The sequence below is a fragment of the Serratia sp. CY29653 genome, from assembly GCF_052169255.1.
GTDB lineage: Bacteria > Pseudomonadota > Gammaproteobacteria > Enterobacterales > Enterobacteriaceae > Serratia > Serratia sarumanii.
Map to the genome: position 1 here is coordinate 1,777,301 of NZ_JBJNLC010000001.1, position 18,367 is coordinate 1,795,667.

Here is an 18,367-nt window from a genome sequence, read left to right on the forward strand (position 1 = left end):
TGCCCCTCCATCAATTTATAAAATTATATAATATTATTTTATAAACCATTTCGCCGTACCGCGCCACAGACTGGTGTGAAACAGCGCCGCATGGCATGCTGTCTTCCCCCTTTTGCCGCGCGGAGCCTGCTTACGATGCTGTTGTTTCACGACGTTCTGCCGCCCGACCAGCCTGTCCGGCCGTTGGCCAAGGATTATCGCCACGGCGACAGCGAGCCGGATCACTACCATCACTGCGCGCAGCTGATTCACAGCCTGAGCGGCGTGGTGCAGGTCACGACCCGGCTCGGCAGTTGGGTGGTGCCGCCCGGCCGCGGCGTCTGGGTGCCGGCTAAGGTGGTGCATAGTCTGCGCATTACCGGCCAGGTGGCGGCCAGGACGCTGTTCGTCGATCCGCTGGCGCGCGCCGATCTGCCGGCCCAATGCCAGGTGGTGCAGGTTTCTCCGCTGCTGCGCGAGTTGATTATCTGTGCGATGGAGATTGCGCCCGATTACCCGAGCGGCGGACGCGATGAGCGCGTCATGGAACTGATTCTGGATGAGTTGCGAATGCTGCCGATCCTGCCGCTGCACCTGCCTGAACCGCGTGAGGCCTCGCTGCTCGCCCTGTGCCGCCATATCCAGGCTACGCTGGCGCAGCCCTGGACGCTGGAACAGGCGGCCGCTCATCTCAGCGTCAGCGGACGCACCCTGTCGCGGCGCTTCCAGCGCGAAACCGGGCTGCATTTTAGCGATTGGGTGCGACGCGCCCGTTTGCTGGCTGCGCTGAACGCGCTGGCGACCGGCCGCTCGGTGTTGGAAGTGGCGCTGGATCTCGGCTATGACAGCCCCAGCGCGTTCAGCGCCATGTTTCGCCGGGTGCTGGGGGTCGCGCCCAGCGACTATTTCAGCCCGGCCGCGCCGACGTTGACGCCAGATAGCGCCCGGCGACGTTGAGCAGCGCCTGCAGCGAGGCGCTGGCGGAGTCGACGTCGATGCCAACGCCGTAGGTCGCCTCACCCTGCGGCAACGAGCAGCGAATATAGGCCACCGCCCGGCTGTCGCTCTGGTGCCCCAGCGTATGCTCGTGGTAATCCTCGATCGCCAGCGGCAAGCCGAAGCGCTGGCGCAGCGCATCCACCGCGCTGGAAAGCAGGCCATTGCCGGCGCCCTGCAGCCGCAGCGGCTCTCCCTCACAGGCAACCCGCGCATTGAAGCTGTAGGCCTCTATGCCGTGGCTTTCCGTCTGGTAGCTCAGCAGCTGCAAGCGCGGTTGCTCCACCAGCCCATAGGTGTCGCGGAATAAGCGCCACAGCTGCGCGCCGCTCATTTCCTTGCCGCTGCCGTCGGTCGCGCGCTGCACCACTTGGCTGAAATCAATCTGCAAACCGCGCGGCAACGCCAGCCCGTGATTTTGTTCCAACAGCCAGGCGGCCCCGCTTTTGCCGGACTGGCTGTTGACCCGGATCACCGCCTCATAGCTGCAGCCGACATCGGCGGGATCGAGCGGCAGGTAAGGCACCTGCCACCAGCCATCCTGGCGCTGGCACTGGGCGGCGAAGCCTTTTTTAATCGCATCCTGATGCGAACCGGAGAAGGCGGTAAACACCAACTCGCCGGCATAAGGATGGCGAGGGTGCACCGGCAGCTGATTGCACAGCTCCACCACCTCCACCACCTGCTTCAGGCGGCTGAAGTCCAGGCCCGGCGCCACGCCCTGGGTATAGAGATTCAACGCCAGCGTAACCAGATCGACATTGCCGGTGCGCTCTCCGTTGCCGAACAGGCAGCCTTCGACCCGATCGGCGCCGGCCAACAGCGCCAGCTCCGCGCAGGCCACGCCGGTGCCGCGATCGTTATGCGGATGCACGCTGATCGTTACATCGGCGCGGCGGCTGAAGTGGCGACAGAACCATTCAATCTGATCGGCATACACGTTGGGCGTGCTCACTTCTACCGTCGCCGGCAGATTGATGATCATCGGCCGCTGCGGCCCCGGTTGCCACACCGCCGCCACCGCTTCGCAGATCTCCAGCGCGAACGCCAATTCAGTAAAACAGAAGGTTTCCGGCGAATACTCGAAGCACCACGCGGTATCGGGCTGTGCCTCGCACTGCCGGCGAATGCGCCGCGCGCCGTTCACCGCCAGCGCCACGGTGGCGGCCTTATCCTGGCGGAACACGATGTCGCGAAACATCGGCGCCGTGGCGTTGTACAGATGCACGATAGCCCGTGGCGCCCCCTGCAGCGCCTCGAAGGTGCGGTCGATCAGATCGTCGCGCGACTGCGTCAGCACCTGAATCGTGACGTCGTCCGGGATCAACTGCTCGTCAATCAGCGTGCGCACAAAATCGAAATCCGTTTGCGACGCCGAAGGGAAAGCCACTTCAATTTCTTTAAAACCACACTGCAACAGCAATTGATAGAACTCGCGCTTGCGCGCGTTATCCATCGGCTCCGCCAGCGCCTGGTTACCGTCGCGCAGATCGCTGGAGCACCAGCGCGGCGCCTGCCGCAGCATACGCGCAGGCCATTGGCGGTCCGGCAAAGCCACCGGCGGGAACGGTCGATATTTGCTTGAAGGGTCGATTAACATGGGCTTCTCCTGACGCCTGAATGAACGATGACGCCATTATTTCCCGCCCTCGCCGCCTCTTCTCCCGCTTTGCGGACAACCATCGTCGCAATGCGGACAACAAAAAAATTTGCATCCTGCGCCAGTGAGACAACAATTAGGTTTGACGTTTCCCCCACCGCACCGGCAGTGCCGCCGGGCGCTCTACTCTCATTGTCAACGGAGGCGAACATGAGCCTGTATGCAACCCTGGAAGAAGCCATCGAGGCCGCACGCGAAGAGTTTATCGACACCGCCGAAGGCGGCGGCGATGACGAGCCGACGGTGCCGCAGCAGTTCAATCTGCAAAAGTACGTGATGCAGGATGGCGACACGATGTGGCAGGCCGAGTTCTTCGAGGAAGAAGGCGAAGCGGTGGAGTGCCTGCCGCTGCGCAGCGGTGCGGCGGCGCAGGCAATCTTCGACGGTGACTACGACGAGGTGGAGATCACCGCCGAGTGGATAGATGAAAATACCCTGTACGAATGGGAAGAAGGCGACTTCCAGCTCGAGCCGCCGCTGGATACCGAAGAAGGCCAGGCCGCGGCCGATGAATGGGATGAACGTTAACCCGCACTACGCACTCATCGCCAAGGAGGCAGCATGAATATTCGCCGGGCTCGCCCCACCGACTACCCCGCCATTTTGCAGCTGCAGGGAGAAAACGTGCCGGAAGCGCTCGACGAGCGCCAAAAACGGCAGGGATTTATCGTATCGCGCATGAATGAGGTGCAGCTGGCGGCGATCAACCGCGGCATCGGCATACTAGTGGCTGAACAGGAAAACCAACTGGCGGGGTTTGTTTGCCTGATGCCCGCCAACGTGCAACCGCGCCCGCCGGTGGTGGACGCGATGCTGGCGACGCTCGCCACGCAATCCTTCGCCGGACGCGCGCTGAATGAACTGCGGGTGTTTCTCTACGGCCCGGTCTGCCTCGCCGCCGCCTGGCGCGGCAAAGGCGTGCTGAAGCGCCTTTACGCTGCGGTCAAAGCGCATACCAGCCATGACTACGACGTGGGCGCGCTGTTTATCGACGACGACAATCCGCATTCGTTGGCCGCTCACGTGCAAGGGCTGGGCATGACGGCGCTGGCGCCTTTCCATTGCGGGCAGAAAGGCTATCAGCTGGTGGTGTTCGCCACCCGCTGAGCGGGTTTATTCATAGGGGCCGTGCTGCGCATCGAACGGCAGCATAAAGGTGTCCACCACCATCGACAGCGGCACATCTATCACCGTGACGTAGCGCCAGGGCGTATCGCGCAGATCCCACTGCACGCCGGGATAGTACTGGTGGCCATGCCCCGCGCCGGGCACGGTGCGGCTGATAATGCTGCCACAGCCGGTCAGGGCCATCACGCCGGCCGCCACGCAGGCCAGCCGAAGGTAGGAAGAGAGATTCACGACATTGACTCTGAGCAAGGGGGTTGTTTCGCGAGTGAACAACGCATCGGCCGCAGTCTACCACAGTTCCCTTTCTCCGCCGGCACCGGCGCACGTAAGCAAAAGGTAAAAAAAACGGGGAATGCGCCATGCGCATTCCCCGTCTGGGCGTTGCCGTTCAGCGATTAACGCCGGCCCGTTGGGTGCGCCAGCGGGTTGTGCGGCAACTGCTGATAGTGCTCACGCCAGGCGGCGCCTTCCGGCAACAGCCAGACGCGCTGGTGCAAACGAGCCAGCGTGACCGGATCGCTCAGCAGCTCCAGACGTTTGCCCTTCGCCAGCTTCTCCGGCCCCAGCTGCAGCGCTTCGTTCACCCGCTCCTCGCGGTTGCGATCGAGCGTCGCGCGCAGATGGTGACGCGCCGTCGCCAACGCCGTCGCCAGCGCGTTGAAGGACGGGTTGACCACCGCATGCATAAAGCCGTTGGTCAGCGCGCGATTGCGGTTGAGATGCAGGTATTCTTCCGTCGCCAACAGCTCACGCGGCGGGTTGTACTCTTCCGGGATCAGGAACAGCTTGGCGCGTTTGCTCTTCATGCCCAGCGTCGCGCGGCTCGACAGCACCGACACGAACGGCGACAGGATCAGCGAGAACACGATCGGCGCCAACCACCACAGGAAGCGCAGATCCAGCCACGCCATGCCGCCGGCCCACACCAGGCCCAGCAACATCTGCGAGCCATGGCGGCGGAAGGCTTCGCCCCACGGCGTATCGTCGTCGTCACGCTGCGGCGAATTCCACACCACTTCCCAACCGAGGAAGGCGCTCACTACGAACACGGTATGGAACAGCATGCGCACCGGTGCCAGCAGCACCGAGAACAGCATTTCCATCAGCATCGAAATGAACAGACGGAACGCCCCGCCGTACTCTTTCGCGCCCTTGGCCCAGATCAACACGATGCTGAGCAGCTTCGGCAGGAACAACAGCACCAGCGTGGTGGAGAACAGCGCTATCGCCAGCTCGGGCCGCCACTGCGGCCAGACCGGGAACAGCTGCCGCGGCTGCAGGAAGTATTGCGGTTCCATCAGGGTGTGCACCACCTGCAACGCGGTGGAGAGCGCCAGGAACATGAACCACAGCGGCGCCGACAGGTAGGACATCACGCCGGTGAGGAACACCGCGCGGTGCACCGGGTGCATGCCCTTCACCAGGAACAGGCGGAAGTTCATCAGGTTGCCGTGGCACCAGCGACGGTCTCGTTTCAGCTCGTCCAGCAGGTTTGGCGGCAGCTCTTCGTAACTGCCCGGCAGATCGTAAGCGATCCACACGCCCCATCCGGCGCGGCGCATCAGCGCCGCTTCAACGAAGTCATGCGACAAGATTGAACCGGCGAAGGAGCCCTCGCCCGGCAGTGGCGCCAGCGCACAGTGCTCGATAAACGGCTTCACGCGGATGATGGCGTTATGGCCCCAGTAGTGCGACTCGCCCAGCTGCCAGAAATGCAGGCCGGCGGTAAACAGCGGCCCGTAAACGCGGGTAGCGAACTGCTGCACGCGCGCATACAGGGTATCCATGCCGGACGCCTTCGGCGCGGACTGGATGATGCCGGCGTTCGGGTTGGCTTCCATCAGACGCACCAGCCCGGTGAGGCATTCGCCGCTCATCACGCTGTCGGCGTCCAGGATCACCATGTAGCTGTACTCACCGCCCCAACGACGGCAGAAGTCGTCGATGTTGCCGCTCTTGCGTTTGACGCGGCGGCGGCGACGGCGATAGAAGATGCGGCCGTGGCCGTCGACATCGCGGCACAGCTCCATCCACGCCTTTTGCTCCGCCACGCAGATGTCCGGATCGTAGCTGTCGCTCAAGACGTAGATATCGAAGTGTTCCAGCTGACCGGTCGCGGCGACGGACTCATAGGTCGCACGCAGGCCGGCGAACACGCGTTCGACGTCTTCGTTGCAGATCGGCATGATCAGCGCGGTGCGGTGCGCCGGATTGATCGGCTCATCGCCCTTGATGGTGGAAGAAATGCTGTATTTGTCCTTGCCGATCAGCAGCTGCAGGAAGCCCATCAGCGCGGTCCAGAAACCGGCCGAGACCCAGCAGAACAGTACGGCGAACAGGATCAGAATGCCGGTTTGCAGCACATATGGCAGCAGCTGCAGCACCGACTGCATCAGATCCTGATCCAGCATGGCGATAGGATCGATCAGCGCCCAGCCCTGATAAGGCAAGATGGTTTTCATGTACCAGGTGGCGATGCCGGTTTGCACCAGCATCAGCACCAGCAGCACATAACGGCGCATGGAGCCGACGGTACGCCAGCGGTTCTCGGCCTCGGCCTCCTCTTTGGTGGCGTGCCGGTTGTGCGGCGAACGCCCCAGCAGAGAATCCCAGAAGCGCGCCACCGGGTTGGTGCGCCAGGCTTCCGGGAACATGGTGGTTCGTTTGATCGGCGGCGTCGCCTTCAGAATGGCGCGCCCTTCGGCGTCGGTATCGAAGTCGTCATCGCTGACCGCATCCGGCCAGGCGTTTTCGATACGCGGTTTGACCGAGGCCAGCGCCACGTCATCCGCCGACAGGCTATTGACGTTGGCGTCGGCGGCGCCCATCTGCCGATGGAGCGCCTCCAGTGCCTGAGCGTCATCCGCCGTTTGAGGGTTGAGCGCCTCCGACCGCTCGGCGGTCAGAGGCAGCGCCGCAAGATAATCCTGGGCGGGTTGAGTAGGCTTATTCATTGGCAGGTAGCTGATAGCTCCAGGTTTCCGACAGAGTCTTATCGCCATTGACCAGCGCCGCGCGCATTTCTACCGGCTTCTTGTCGTCTTTCACTTTCAGACGCACCGTCAGGCGCCAGCCTTTGGTCACTGGGTTATAGCGGACGTTGTTTTCCACCATTTCACCGTTGTCGCCGATGCTGATCTGAGAGGCGACCGGGGTATTGGCGTCCAGCCCTTTCAACACCGGGCCGACGAAGTCGACCAGGAAGGCCACGCTGCCGTCTGGCTCGCGAATCAGGTTGGACTGCTTCACGTCACCGGTCGAACGCATGGTGCGGGCCACATAGGCGATGTCCTGCGAATGCAGTTTGTCTTCATCGCGGGTGAAGTTCAGGCGGTAGCTCAGCGTCAGCGGCTTTTTGGCTTCCGGTAGCGTATCCGGCGTCCAGAACGCGACGATGTTGTCGTTGGTTTCATCCGCCGTCGGGATCTCCACCAGCTCAACCTTGCCTTTGCCCCAGTCGCCCTTCGGTTCGATCCAGGCGCTCGGGCGCAGATCGTAACGATCGTCCAGATCTTCATATTCTTTGAAGTTGCGGCCGCGCTGCAGCAGACCGAAGCCTTTCGGATTCTCCACGGTATAGGTGCTGACGGACAGGTGTTTAGGATTGTTCAGCGGGCGCCAGATCCACTCGCCGTTGCCGGCATGGATAGACAGGCCGTTGGAGTCGTGCAACGCCGGACGATAGTTCAACGTCGGCGACGGCTGGTTCGGCCCGAACAGGAACATGCTGGTCAGCGGCGCCAGGCCTAGTTTGCCCACCTTGTCGCGCAGGAACACTTTGGACTCGACGTCCACAGTGGTGTCGCGGCCCGGGATCACCGTGAAACGGTAAGCCCCGGTGGCGCGCGGGGAATCCAGCAGCGCATAGATCACCAGGTGCTTGTCGCCCTGCTTCGGACGCTCAACCCAGAATTCGCGGAAACGCGGGAACTCTTCGCCGGACGGCAAAGCGGTATCGATGGCCAGGCCGCGAGCGGAAAGCCCGTAAACCTGCCCTTTACCCACCACGCGGAAATAGCTCGCGCCAAGCAGGCTCATGATCTCATCGTTTTTGTCGGCGCTGTTGACCGGATAGAGCACCTTAAAGCCGGCAAAACCGAGATTTTTCACCGATTCAGGATCGTGTTTGACCGAACCGAAGTTGAAGTAATCCGGGCTGTACTTGATCTGTTTTACGCTGGTGGAGGTGACTTCATTGATTTTCACCGGCGTGTCGAAGTACATCCCCTGATGATAAAACTCAAGCTTGAAAGGGGTTTTCAGCTTGCTCCAATAGGCTTTATCGTGATTGAACTGAATCTGCTGATAGTCTGCGAACTTCATCTCGCGGAACTGAGAAGGAAGGTTGCTCTTCGGGGCTTCGAAACCTTTCGCCGCCAGATCCTGCGCCTGCTTGGCCACATCATCAATAGAAAAGGCCCATGCCGGCGAACTGAACAGCGTGAACAATACGGTAGCACCTAACCAACGAACGCTCGCGGCGCGTGGTTGTCCGGATAATATATTAACTAGCACATCCCCCCCTATTCGTGTGCTCAAATCATTTAAATCCATATTAATGGATTACTCAGCTTTCCGACAACATGATAAATGGATGGTTCATGTTTACGGCTCATTGTTTAAGCAGCTGATGGAACACCAGCGTAGCAAGCCGCGCAACAAGACGCTATGGAAAAATGCGGGGGGCTATAGTAGGGTTCCGGATAACAATTTAACGTTTGACGACTTATTAAGCGTGTTAATGAACACTCGATTAAATCACCAGCGGTAATCTATGACTAAAGGCAGCAAACAGCGCGAGTTTTTTCTCGACTCCATCAGAGCCTATTTGATGTTGCTCGGCATCCCGTTTCACCTCTCCCTGATCTATTCCAGCCACGCCTGGGCGGTGAACAGCCCGTCGCCCTCTTTCTCACTCACGGTGCTGAACGACTTCATCCACGCCTTCCGCATGCAGGTGTTCTTCGTGATCTCCGGCTACTTCTCCTACATGCTTTACGAGCGTTACGAGCGCCACCAGTGGCTGAAGGTCCGGCTGGAGCGGGTGGCGATCCCGCTGTTGAGTTCCATCCCGCTAATCACGGTGCCGCAGTTTTTCATGCTGAAATATTTCACCGATAAATTAAACGGCTGGGATGAGTTTTCTCTCTATCAGAAAATAAATGTAACAGTTTGGGAATTGGTGTCTCATCTTTGGTTCTTATTGACCCTGTCATTGTTAACCTGCGCCTGCTTTTATCTGTTCCGCAACATCAAGCGTCAACCCCGTGAACATATTCCTGCGTTAATAAACAGAATGCGTGGATTAGGAAACATCTCACTGTATTTCTTTATTTATGCGATATGCTATTCGGCCACGCACCGCATTATTTTAATTTTTGCACCGCAGCTATTATCCAACGGCCTGTTCAATTTCGTGGTGATGGAGACGATGTTCTACCTGCCGTTCTTCATCCTCGGCGCTTATGCGTTTAAGTATGTGTGGCTTAAGGAGATTTTTCTGCGCCGCTCACCGCTGGCGCTGCTCGGTTCGCTGCTGCTGTTTATCGCATATATGCTGAACCAAAAGCTGCTGGCGCACAGCAGCTATATGTTCGAGCTGGAAGTGGTGATCAAAACCCTAATGGGGATCCTGATGACCAACGTGGCGTTCTCTTTCGGGCATAACCTGCTGAATTATCACTCGCCGCGCATCACCTATCTGGTCAACGCCTCGCTGTTTATATATCTGGTGCACCATCCGTTGACCCTGATATATGGCGCTTTCGTGACGCCTTATATCGGCAACAACCTGTTGGGATTCTTGCTGGGCCTGCTGTTTGTGTTCTCGCTGGCCTTCGCGTTATATGAACTGCACAAACGCGTTCCGCTGCTGCGCTTCCTGTTCTCCGGCAAGCCGCAATAACCTTGGCCCCTGTAACCCAGAACATTTGCAGGGGCTTTCTGTCATATTATCGCCGCGCAAAAAGCCTATACTGGTCGTTTGCATGCAGAGCACACATTGCTCAGCCTGACGTCGCCCGTTAGGGCAAAGTGATACGGCTGCATAGATAACCTAGCCGTTATAACTGCAATGCATAAGTAGAAATCCGGATCCCTGCCTTACGGTAGTGATTGGGCTCAACACCCCCGAAGGGCTGCGCGATCGTTTAATTCATTCGATGGCGTTAGCTGCATCTCCCTTCCGTCACGACAGAGAGGATTTTGAATGACCGACAAGAACACTCCGGCTCAGGAAGCCATAGCGGAAAACGCCACCCTGCTGAAGATCCTCGGCAGGTTGCTGTCCGCGCTGGACGCCTCAATCAGCGGCAAAGAACGCAGCATTCTGGTCGCTGAGCTCTCCAACTTCAATCTCGACGGCATTTCCGAAGCGGAAAGCAAGCTGGCCTCCGAGCTGATCAAACGGGCGCTGGAATCGCTCGATCATTAATCCTACCGCGCCTGCAAACCATTAAGCCTGCCTGCGCGGGCTTAATGGTTTTTCCCTCAGCCACGATCGAACATTATTGCCGAATCAGAAATACAGCAGCCTGATAATGTTGGATAAAAGGCGGGAATCTCCTTCTTCTCCTCACTTTCTTCGTTTAATCACACCAAAGGGCAATAATTGATCGGTTGTTTTCGCAATCAGCCTTGGCGTTTTACCCACTAAACACGTTATCATCGACACACTCGCAGTGCCCCCTATCCCCCAGCCTCAGGAGAGCGATATTTTGGATGCCAGCACCATTAACAGTTTGTTCGTCATCGGTGCCGTGCTGGTGGGGGCAAGCATTCTGCTCAGCTCATTTTCTTCCCGGCTCGGCATTCCGATCCTGGTGATCTTTCTGGCGATCGGCATGTTGGCCGGCGTCGATGGCCCCGGCGGCATCGTCTTCAGCAATTACCCCGTCGCTTATCTGGTCAGCAACCTCGCGTTGGCGGTGATCCTGCTCGACGGCGGCATGCGTACCCGGGTCAGCTCTTTCCGCGTCGCCCTGTGGCCGGCGCTGTCTCTCGCCACCATCGGCGTGGTGATCACCGCCGGTCTGACCGGCATGGCCGCCGCCTGGCTGTTCAATCTCGATCTGCTGCAGGGGCTGCTGATCGGCGCCATTATCGGTTCCACCGACGCCGCCGCGGTATTCTCCCTCTTGGGGGGCAAAGGTTTGAACGAACGCGTCAGCGCCACGCTGGAGATCGAATCCGGCAGCAACGATCCGATGGCGGTGTTTCTCACCATCACGCTGATTGCGATGATCGCCGCCGGGGAAACCGCGCTGAGCTGGGCCTTCCCGCTGCATCTGATGCAGCAGTTCGGTATGGGCATCGTCTTCGGTCTGGGCGGCGGCTGGCTGCTGCTGACGCTGATCAACCACATCAAACTGGCGGACGGCCTCTATCCGCTGCTGGCGGTGAGCGGCGGCATTCTTATTTTTGCGCTGACCACCGCGCTGGACGGCAGCGGCATTCTGGCGGTGTATCTGTGCGGCCTGCTGCTGGGCAACCGGCCGATCCGCAACCGGCACGGCATCGTACAAACCTTCGACGGCCTGGCGTGGCTCAGCCAGATCGGCATGTTCCTGGTGCTTGGCCTACTGCTCAACCCGCACGAGCTGCTGCCGATCGCCATCCCTGCCCTGCTGCTGTCGCTGTGGATGATCCTGTTCGCCCGTCCGCTGTCGGTGTTTATCGGCCTGCTGCCGTTCCGCAGCTTTACCCTGCGCGAGCGCGGCTTTATTTCCTGGGTCGGCCTGCGCGGCGCGGTGCCGGTGATCCTGGCGGTGTTCCCGATGATGGCCGGGCTGCCCAACGCCCAGCTGTTTTTCAACGTGGCGTTCTTCGTGGTGCTGGTCTCCCTGCTGCTGCAAGGCACCACGCTGTCGTTTGCCGCCAAAAAAGCCAAGGTGATCGTGCCGCCGGCGCTGACGCCGATCTCCCGCGTTGGGCTGGACGTGCACCCGGAAAACCAGTGGGAACAGTTCGTGTATCAGCTTTCGGCGGAAAACTGGTGCGTCGGCGCGGCGCTGCGAGAGCTGAAGATGCCACCCAATACCCGCATCGCCGCCCTGTTCCGCGGCAAAGAACTGCTGCATCCAAGCGGCAGTACCCGCCTGCGGGAGAACGATATTCTGTGCGTTATCGGCCATGAGCACGACCTGCCCATCCTCGGCAAACTGTTTAGCCAGGCGCCGGCCGTGACGCTCGACGAGCGCTTCTTCGGCGACTTTATCCTGCAGTCCGATGCCCGTTTAAGCGACATCTCGCAGCTTTATGGCCTCAATCTGCAAGACGACGTGGACGAGCAGCAGACGCTGGGCCAGTTCGTCATTCAGCTGATCGGCGGCGAACCGGTGATCGGCGACCAGGTGGAATGGGACGGCCTGACCTGGACCATCGCCGAAATGGACGGCAATCAAGTCAGCAAGATAGGCGTGCGGATCGTAACCGACTGACGCTGCCGCACCGGCTGCGTTATCAGACGAGGGAACTTCTGGCCTTAAGAACGTTCTTAATCACTATCATGATGCATGAAATAGGGCGTCGCTGAATTATATCCCTTTGATATAAAAACTTAACAGCGGCGTCCACAGGGATGAAGGACGTGAACGGCAAGACTCGATTTCTTTCGGTAATGATGCTTATGGCGCTGGGCGTAGCGGCGCTCGATCTCAGCATCGCCGGTTTGGTCCATAGACTTTTAATTGGATAATTTCAACGTGACGCAGCAGGAACAAGAAAAAGACATTCTGGGGAAAATACTGGTGACGGTGTCCGCGCTTTGCCTGATTCTGGTGGCGACGTTGCTGATCTGGGGATTCGTGCTGGATTGACACCCCACGACGCTCAGACATAAAAAAAACCGCCGCGGCGGTTTTTTTTATGGGGCAGGCGATCAGATCTTGCAACCTTCGCAGTCCGCTTCGTCTTCGAGGAACTCAGGGACCTCTTTTACCTTCTGCGCCGCTTTTTCTTCGGCTTTCGCCAGTTCGGCATCGATATCAAAATCGAAAATATCATCACTCATCGCTTGATCCTCATTCTGCTTCGCGTTCAAACGCTGAGTATAATCGACAAGCCGCCGGCCGGAAACCTTTCAGTTTGCCGCCGCCAGCTGCGGCTGCTCATCCTGCGGCTTTTTTCCGTACGCCATGTCGTACACGTCGTAGAAGTCGATTTCGCCCTTGTTGCCGATGATCACGCGCATCTTCTGTTTCAGCGCGGCGCCGATGGACGGCTCCTCCAGCAGTTGCTGCACCGCATAGGGCGACAGCGCGCGGGTAAAGTACCACTCGCCGTTGTAGCAAACCCGCAGATCGAGCACCCCGATGTCCTCGAAGCGGTATACCGGCCGGATCTCGATCAGCAGCATGGCGAACATGAACAGCACAAAAGCGGTGAAGCCCAGGAAAGCATATATCCCCATGTACGGCACCTGGTACATCACGGCGATCACCGCGAAATAACCGGCGAACATGGCAAGGCACAGATAGCGGTGAGTGCGAGCGAATTCGCTGTTGAAGCGCGGCTTGCCGTCACGCCCTTCGCGCCGATTGATCTGTTCAATCTCTTTAACCAAGATGCTTTTAATCGCGTCCATCGTTACAACCTTATGCTGGAAACAGCATTGCCATCAAATCTCACCGCTAAAAGTAACACAAGTACAGTTTCGCCAGGTAGATCAGTTAGCCAACTTAATGGCTGCAACTGTTATAGTTCGGCTTCAGCGCGGTTGGGCGGCCTTGCCTTGCGCAAACATGAACATGCGCTGGGCCACATCGTCGGCCTGTTTGATTTTCTGCTTTTGCGGTTCGTTGCTGCGTTGAATGGCGCGGGCGTAGGCGATTTCATGGGCCTGATCGATCATCGCGATGATCCGCTCGCGTTCGGTCTTTTCCATATTGCCCAACATGGTGGTGATAATCGCCTGATAAGCGTTGGACGCGGCGCTCAGCGCTTTCTCTCTCGCCTCGAGGGCGGCGACGCGTTGCAAGAGTTCCTGCAGTTGCTCGGAGTGAGACATATCGACCTCCTGTTGCCGGGCAGCAAGCCTGCCTGATTACAGTTTAGCAAAGGATCGAAAGAGAAAGAGGAAGGAAAGCCAGCGGTTACGGTAAAGCACACCCGAAAATCCCAACGAGGAGCCGATAGTGCAAATCAACCCGGGTGCGCTTTACGGTAAGCGCGGTGAGATGAAGGGAAGAAAGCTGGCGCGCTATGCAGGACTCGAACCCGCGTCTATCAATTTTCAAGCCAAAACAAGCCATTATAAAACCAATCACTCTGCCAACTGAGTTAATAGCGCGTTCCTTCGCTTCGGGGCGCCATTATCCATAACAACATTATGGACTCAAGCTTTTTTAGCATAATGCGCTGAATTTACAGATAAGTCTTAGGCTATCGACAGCGTTATGGCATTACGGCAGCTCAATAATCCGATAATCGCCGGCCATGAGCGGCTTGCACAAAATCTTGTAGCCATCGCTGTCAAAATGGCTGGCCGCACTCTGCAGCCGCTGCGCCTGCGCCAGGCAGCTGACCGAGCCCAGATAAAACCAATTGTGAATCACATGGTACTGACGCAGCGTCTCGCCCTGTTCTTCCAACGCCACGCGCCCGGCGAATGGCCAACAGGCGATGCGCAGCTGTTCAAGCGCCGCGCTGAGCCGCCGCGCATGTTCCTGCGCCGACTCCACGCCGCAGCAAGCGCCGGCGCACTTGCGCAGGCTGTAGCGGAAGCAGGCTCGCCCCGCGGGCAGCTTGTCGATCCCCAGCTTGCCATAACATAAACGATGCTCGTCGGCGATGGCGCGCAATTTTTCCAGCGCGGCATGGCGATTGGCAAACAGCCCGTAGAGGTGGGGAGTGACGGCGAAATCGATCTCTTTGGCGTGGGCAATCGTCACCGTGTCCGCCTGCAGACGCAGCGCACACAGCTGTTTCGAGCGCCGCAGGCGTTTGTTGAACAACGGTTGTTGCTGCTTGATCAACTGCGCCTCCAGCAGCAATGCGCCCAACTCGCCGGCGGTCTCGATAAAGCTGATGCGCCGGGTTTGGCGCAGCATTTTCGCCTCGTCCTGCGCGCGAAAATGCGCCATTACGCGGCTGCGTACGTTGACGCTTTTACCGATGTAAAGCGGCAGGCTTTCGCTCTCGCCGTGGAACAGATAGACGCCCGGCCCCTTGGGCAACGGCGCCAGGCAGGCGCGCAGGTGCTCCGGGTATTGGTAAATGTCGAGTTCCGGCTCGAGGCGGTTTGGCATCATGGCGGCGGCGTTATCCTGCTGATGAATGAATACTGGTTTTTTAGCCAGTATAACGCGCCACACAGCCGGTTGCACCCCGAAGGATAATAACTCGCCGTGATCTTTAGCGGGAAAGCCTTTACTATCCCCTTTCCAGCGGGAAAGCGCCTCACGTTTAGCGCCAGTTCAAGCTGGCGCTGCCATGATGGCAGACTGGAACCGCCGCTTTTATCGTTATGGAAAACCTGGGCATGACTTCACTGAAACTCACACCCCGTCGTCTGACGCTGATCGTCGTCATCATTTTCATCTGCGCCGCCATCGCGCTGGCCCTCTATTGGCAACGCCCGCCGCAGCAGGATTACGTTACCGCAACGGCCCGCCTGGGCGATATCGAGAACGCCGTGCTGGCCACCGGGCGACTGGATGCCGTCGAACGTGTTAACGTCGGGGCGCGGGTCTCCGGTGAAGTGAAATCGCTGAAGGTCAAACTGGGCGATCGCGTCACCAAAGGGCAACCGATCGCCGACATCGACGATCTGCAACAGCGCAACGATCTGCGCAACGCCGAGGCGGCGCTGAACGTCATCAAGGCCGAACTGCAGGCCAAACAGGCGCAGCTGAAACAGGCCGAGTCGCGTTTCAAACGCCAGCGCCGCATGCTGAACGACGAAGCCAGCTCGCGGGAGGACTTCGAAACCGCCGAAGCCACGCTCGCCACCACCCGCGCCGAGCAGCTTTCGCTCAATGCCCGCCTGGTGCAGGCGCAGATTGAAGTCGACAAGAAAAAAATCGATCTGGGCTATACCCGCGTGGTCGCGCCGATGGACGGCATCGTCATCGCCGTGGTTACGCAGCAGGGGCAAACGGTCAACTCCAGCCAAAGCGCGCCGACCATCGTCAAGCTGGCGCGACTGGATATGATGACCATCAAGGCGCAGATCTCCGAAGCCGACATCACCCGCATTTCACCGGGGCAAAAGGCGTACTTCACCATTTTTTCCGATCCGGATAAACGCTACGACGCCACGCTGCGCACCATCGAACTGGCACCGGAATCGGTAATGAAAGACGACTCGCTCGCCGGCGCCAGCTCCGCTTCGGGCTCCGGCACCTCGAACGCGTCGGTCTATTACAACGCGCTGCTGGACGTGCCCAACCCGGAAAACCGCCTGCGCATCGCCATGACCGCGCAGGTGTCCTTGCTGCTCGGCGAAGCGAAGCACACCCTGCTGGTGCCGATCCAGGCAGTGCATAAAATCGATGGCAAAGAGCAGCAGGTGCAGGTGCTGACCCAAGACCAGCGGTTGGAAACGCGCAAAGTGACCACCGGCATCACCAACAACGTCGACATTCAGATCCTCAGCGGCCTGAAAGCCGGTGAAACCGTGGTGCTGTCGCAGCCCGCCGCCAAGCCGGCTGAGGATGGCATCTTCCTGTGAACGCGATCATCGAGCTAAAAGGCATCAGCCGAACCTACACCAACGGCGGCCAGGCGCTGACGGTGTTGAAAGATATCGATTTGACCATCGCCGCCGGCGAACTGGTGGCGATCATCGGCGCCTCCGGTTCCGGCAAATCGACGCTGATGAACATCATGGGCTGCCTCGATGTGCCGGATCGCGGCAACTACTACATCAGCGGCCAGAACGCCGCCCACCTGTCGCCGGACGAACTGGCCCGCCTGCGCCGCGAGCATATCGGCTTTATCTTCCAGCGTTACCACCTGATGCCCGATCTCAGCGCGCTGGGCAACGTTGAAATTCCGGCCATCTACGCCAACGCCCGGCGCGATCAGCGGCGGCAGCGAGCGGCGCAACTGCTGGCGCGGTTGGGCCTGGAGGGGCGCGAAGACCACAAGCCCGGCCAGCTTTCCGGCGGCCAGCAGCAGCGCGTCAGCATCGCGCGCTCGCTGATCAACGGCGGCGAAATTATCCTGGCGGACGAACCGACCGGCGCGCTGGACACCCAATCCGGCCAGGAAGTGCTGGCGATCCTTAGCGAGCTGAACCAACGCGGCCACACCGTGGTGATCGTCACCCACGATATGAAAGTGGCGCAACATGCGCAGCGCGTCATCGAGCTGCGGGACGGCGAGATCATCGCTGACAGCGGCCGCCAATCGGCGCCCTCCGCAGTGCTGCCGCCGCCGAACCGCAGCCGGCAAAGCGGCTGGCAAAGTCTTATCGACCGCACCCGCGAGTCGCTGCACATGGCGCTGAAGGCGATGAACGCCCACCGCCTGCGCACCGCGTTGACCATGACCGGCATTATCTTCGGCATCGCCGCCATGGTCACGGTGGTGGCGCTGGGCGAAGGCGCCAAACAGCGCACGCTGGAGAATATCAAGGGGCTCGGCACCAACGTGGTGAGCATCTATCCGGGACGTGACTTCTTCGACGACGCCATCGACAGCATCCGCACCCTGGTGCCGGCCGATGCCAACGCGCTGGCGCAGCAAAGCTTCGTCGACAGCGTCAGCCCGGAAGTCAGCGCGTCCGACAGCATCCGTTTTCGCAGCAAATCCGCCACTGCGTCAATCACCGGCGTCGGCCGCGACTATTTCCGCGTCAACGGCATCACGCTGGTGCAAGGCGCCACCTTCCGCGACGATCGCAACGCGCTGCAGGAAGTGATCATCGACGACAATGCGCGCCAGGCGCTGTTCGGCGATTTCGGCGTCGAGCCGCTCGGCCAGATCGTGTTTCTCGGCTCGGTGCCGGCACGGGTGGTCGGCGTCGCCAAAAGCGAACACAGCTACGCGCCCAACCGCATCAGCGTCTGGATGCCCTACAGTACGGTGATGTACCGTATGGTCGGCAAAACCACGCTCAGCGGCATCACCGTGCGCTTGAAGGATGACGTCGCCAGCGATGCCGCCGTCAGCGCCATCACGCAGTTGCTGACTCAGCGCCATGGCGTAAAAGATTTCATGACGTTCAACCGCGATCAGTTCCGTAAATCGATCGAGCGCACCTCGATGACGCTCAGTTTGCTGATCCTGATGGTGGCCTCGATCTCGCTGGTGATCGGCAGCCTGGGCGTGATGAACATCATGCTGGTCTCGGTGACCGAGCGCACCCATGAGATCGGCGTGCGCATGGCGGTCGGCGCAAGGCGCGGCGACATCATGCAACAGTTCATGATCGAGGCGGTGCTGGTCTGTTTGATCGGCGGCGCATTGGGCATCGCACTGTCGTTCGCCGCCGGGTCGCTGTTCACCTCGCTGGCGGGCGGCATGTTCACCGCCATCTATTCCTGGCAAGCCGCCGCGACGGCGTTTTTCTGTTCAACCTTAATCGGCATGATCTTCGGTTATCTCCCCGCCCGCAAAGCGGCAAGGATGGATCCGGTCGTTTCATTGGCCAGCGAGTAA

The 18,367-nt window shown here is 59.6% G+C and carries 17 protein-coding genes and 1 tRNA gene; 9 read left to right on the forward strand and 9 right to left on the reverse strand.

Going from position 1 to position 18,367, the window contains the following annotated elements:
* The first annotated feature begins 135 nt into the window (after nucleotides 1-135).
* Nucleotides 136-936: an AraC family transcriptional regulator gene (locus tag ACJ8HN_RS08615; protein ID WP_033654140.1), complete on the forward strand. Its 801-nt coding sequence runs from the start codon at nucleotides 136-138 to the stop codon at nucleotides 934-936.
* Here ACJ8HN_RS08615 and leuA read toward each other — a convergent pair.
* On the reverse strand, nucleotides 887-2,575 hold the full coding sequence (leuA, locus tag ACJ8HN_RS08620) for a 2-isopropylmalate synthase (RefSeq protein WP_442523262.1): 1,689 nt from the start codon (nucleotides 2,573-2,575) through the stop codon (nucleotides 887-889). The two genes, ACJ8HN_RS08615 and leuA, sit on opposite strands and share 50 nt — an antisense overlap.
* Nucleotides 2,576-2,785: 210 nt before the next feature.
* Here leuA and ACJ8HN_RS08625 point away from each other — a divergent pair, with 210 nt between their 5' ends.
* Nucleotides 2,786-3,163 (forward strand): MysB family protein, encoded by a 378-nt coding sequence (locus ACJ8HN_RS08625; protein WP_442523263.1) that lies wholly within the window; start codon nucleotides 2,786-2,788, stop codon nucleotides 3,161-3,163.
* A gap of 33 nt (nucleotides 3,164-3,196) precedes the next feature.
* On the forward strand, nucleotides 3,197-3,742 hold the full coding sequence (locus tag ACJ8HN_RS08630; RefSeq protein ID WP_442523264.1) for a GNAT family N-acetyltransferase: 546 nt from the start codon (nucleotides 3,197-3,199) through the stop codon (nucleotides 3,740-3,742).
* Nucleotides 3,743-3,748: 6 nt separating this feature from the next.
* Here the strand turns inward: ACJ8HN_RS08630 and ACJ8HN_RS08635 are convergent, their stop codons facing one another.
* From ACJ8HN_RS08635 to mdoG, 3 genes are all read right to left on the reverse strand, one after another.
* Nucleotides 3,749-3,994: a YceK/YidQ family lipoprotein gene (locus tag ACJ8HN_RS08635; protein ID WP_033638018.1), complete on the reverse strand. Its 246-nt coding sequence runs from the start codon at nucleotides 3,992-3,994 to the stop codon at nucleotides 3,749-3,751.
* A 164-nt stretch (nucleotides 3,995-4,158) separates the two neighbouring features.
* The gene (gene mdoH / locus ACJ8HN_RS08640) at nucleotides 4,159-6,717 is read right to left on the reverse strand and encodes a glucans biosynthesis glucosyltransferase MdoH (RefSeq protein ID WP_033638017.1); all 2,559 of its coding nucleotides are present in this window, start codon (nucleotides 6,715-6,717) and stop codon (nucleotides 4,159-4,161) included.
* A complete protein-coding gene (mdoG, locus tag ACJ8HN_RS08645) occupies nucleotides 6,710-8,278 on the reverse strand; it encodes a glucans biosynthesis protein MdoG (protein ID WP_170310366.1) in 1,569 nt (522 codons plus the stop codon). Before mdoG ends, mdoH begins: the two co-directional genes overlap by 8 nt.
* 259 nt (nucleotides 8,279-8,537) lie before the next feature.
* On the opposite strand from mdoG, the gene mdoC reads away from it, so the two are divergent.
* From mdoC to ACJ8HN_RS08665, 4 genes are all read left to right on the forward strand, one after another.
* Entirely contained in the window at nucleotides 8,538-9,668 is a 1,131-nt protein-coding gene (gene mdoC, locus ACJ8HN_RS08650) for a glucans biosynthesis protein MdoC (RefSeq protein ID WP_442523265.1), read from the forward strand.
* A gap of 303 nt (nucleotides 9,669-9,971) precedes the next feature.
* Nucleotides 9,972-10,196 carry a hypothetical protein gene (locus ACJ8HN_RS08655; RefSeq protein WP_033638012.1) on the forward strand — a complete coding sequence of 75 codons (225 nt, stop codon included), beginning with the start codon at nucleotides 9,972-9,974 and terminating at the stop codon, nucleotides 10,194-10,196.
* Between the two features lie 283 nt (nucleotides 10,197-10,479).
* Nucleotides 10,480-12,201: a potassium/proton antiporter gene (locus ACJ8HN_RS08660; protein WP_033638011.1), complete on the forward strand. Its 1,722-nt coding sequence runs from the start codon at nucleotides 10,480-10,482 to the stop codon at nucleotides 12,199-12,201.
* 249 nt (nucleotides 12,202-12,450) lie between these two features.
* Nucleotides 12,451-12,579, forward strand: a complete 129-nt coding sequence (locus ACJ8HN_RS08665) for a hypothetical protein (protein WP_033638010.1) — start codon at nucleotides 12,451-12,453, stop codon at nucleotides 12,577-12,579.
* Between the two features lie 62 nt (nucleotides 12,580-12,641).
* On the opposite strand, the gene ACJ8HN_RS08670 is transcribed toward ACJ8HN_RS08665, so the two are convergent.
* The 5 genes from ACJ8HN_RS08670 to cho form a co-directional block, all read right to left on the reverse strand.
* Entirely contained in the window at nucleotides 12,642-12,773 is a 132-nt protein-coding gene (locus ACJ8HN_RS08670; protein WP_015377413.1) for a hypothetical protein, read from the reverse strand.
* A gap of 69 nt (nucleotides 12,774-12,842) precedes the next feature.
* Nucleotides 12,843-13,346, reverse strand: a complete 504-nt coding sequence (locus tag ACJ8HN_RS08675; protein WP_033638009.1) for a YlaC family protein — start codon at nucleotides 13,344-13,346, stop codon at nucleotides 12,843-12,845.
* A 123-nt stretch (nucleotides 13,347-13,469) separates the two neighbouring features.
* Complete coding sequence (locus tag ACJ8HN_RS08680) at nucleotides 13,470-13,769, reverse strand: sigma-S stabilization anti-adapter protein IraP (protein ID WP_442523266.1); 300 nt, start codon at nucleotides 13,767-13,769, stop codon at nucleotides 13,470-13,472.
* Between the two features lie 185 nt (nucleotides 13,770-13,954).
* Nucleotides 13,955-14,051 (reverse strand) — tRNA-OTHER (locus ACJ8HN_RS08685).
* Nucleotides 14,052-14,163: 112 nt separating this feature from the next.
* Entirely contained in the window at nucleotides 14,164-15,012 is an 849-nt protein-coding gene (gene cho / locus ACJ8HN_RS08690; protein WP_060453041.1) for an excinuclease Cho, read from the reverse strand.
* Nucleotides 15,013-15,251: 239 nt separating this feature from the next.
* Here cho and ACJ8HN_RS08695 point away from each other — a divergent pair, with 239 nt between their 5' ends.
* On the forward strand, nucleotides 15,252-16,433 hold the full coding sequence (locus ACJ8HN_RS08695; RefSeq protein WP_442523557.1) for an efflux RND transporter periplasmic adaptor subunit: 1,182 nt from the start codon (nucleotides 15,252-15,254) through the stop codon (nucleotides 16,431-16,433).
* Nucleotides 16,430-18,367 (forward strand): MacB family efflux pump subunit, encoded by a 1,938-nt coding sequence (locus tag ACJ8HN_RS08700; RefSeq protein WP_442523267.1) that lies wholly within the window; start codon nucleotides 16,430-16,432, stop codon nucleotides 18,365-18,367. Before ACJ8HN_RS08695 ends, ACJ8HN_RS08700 begins: the two co-directional genes overlap by 4 nt.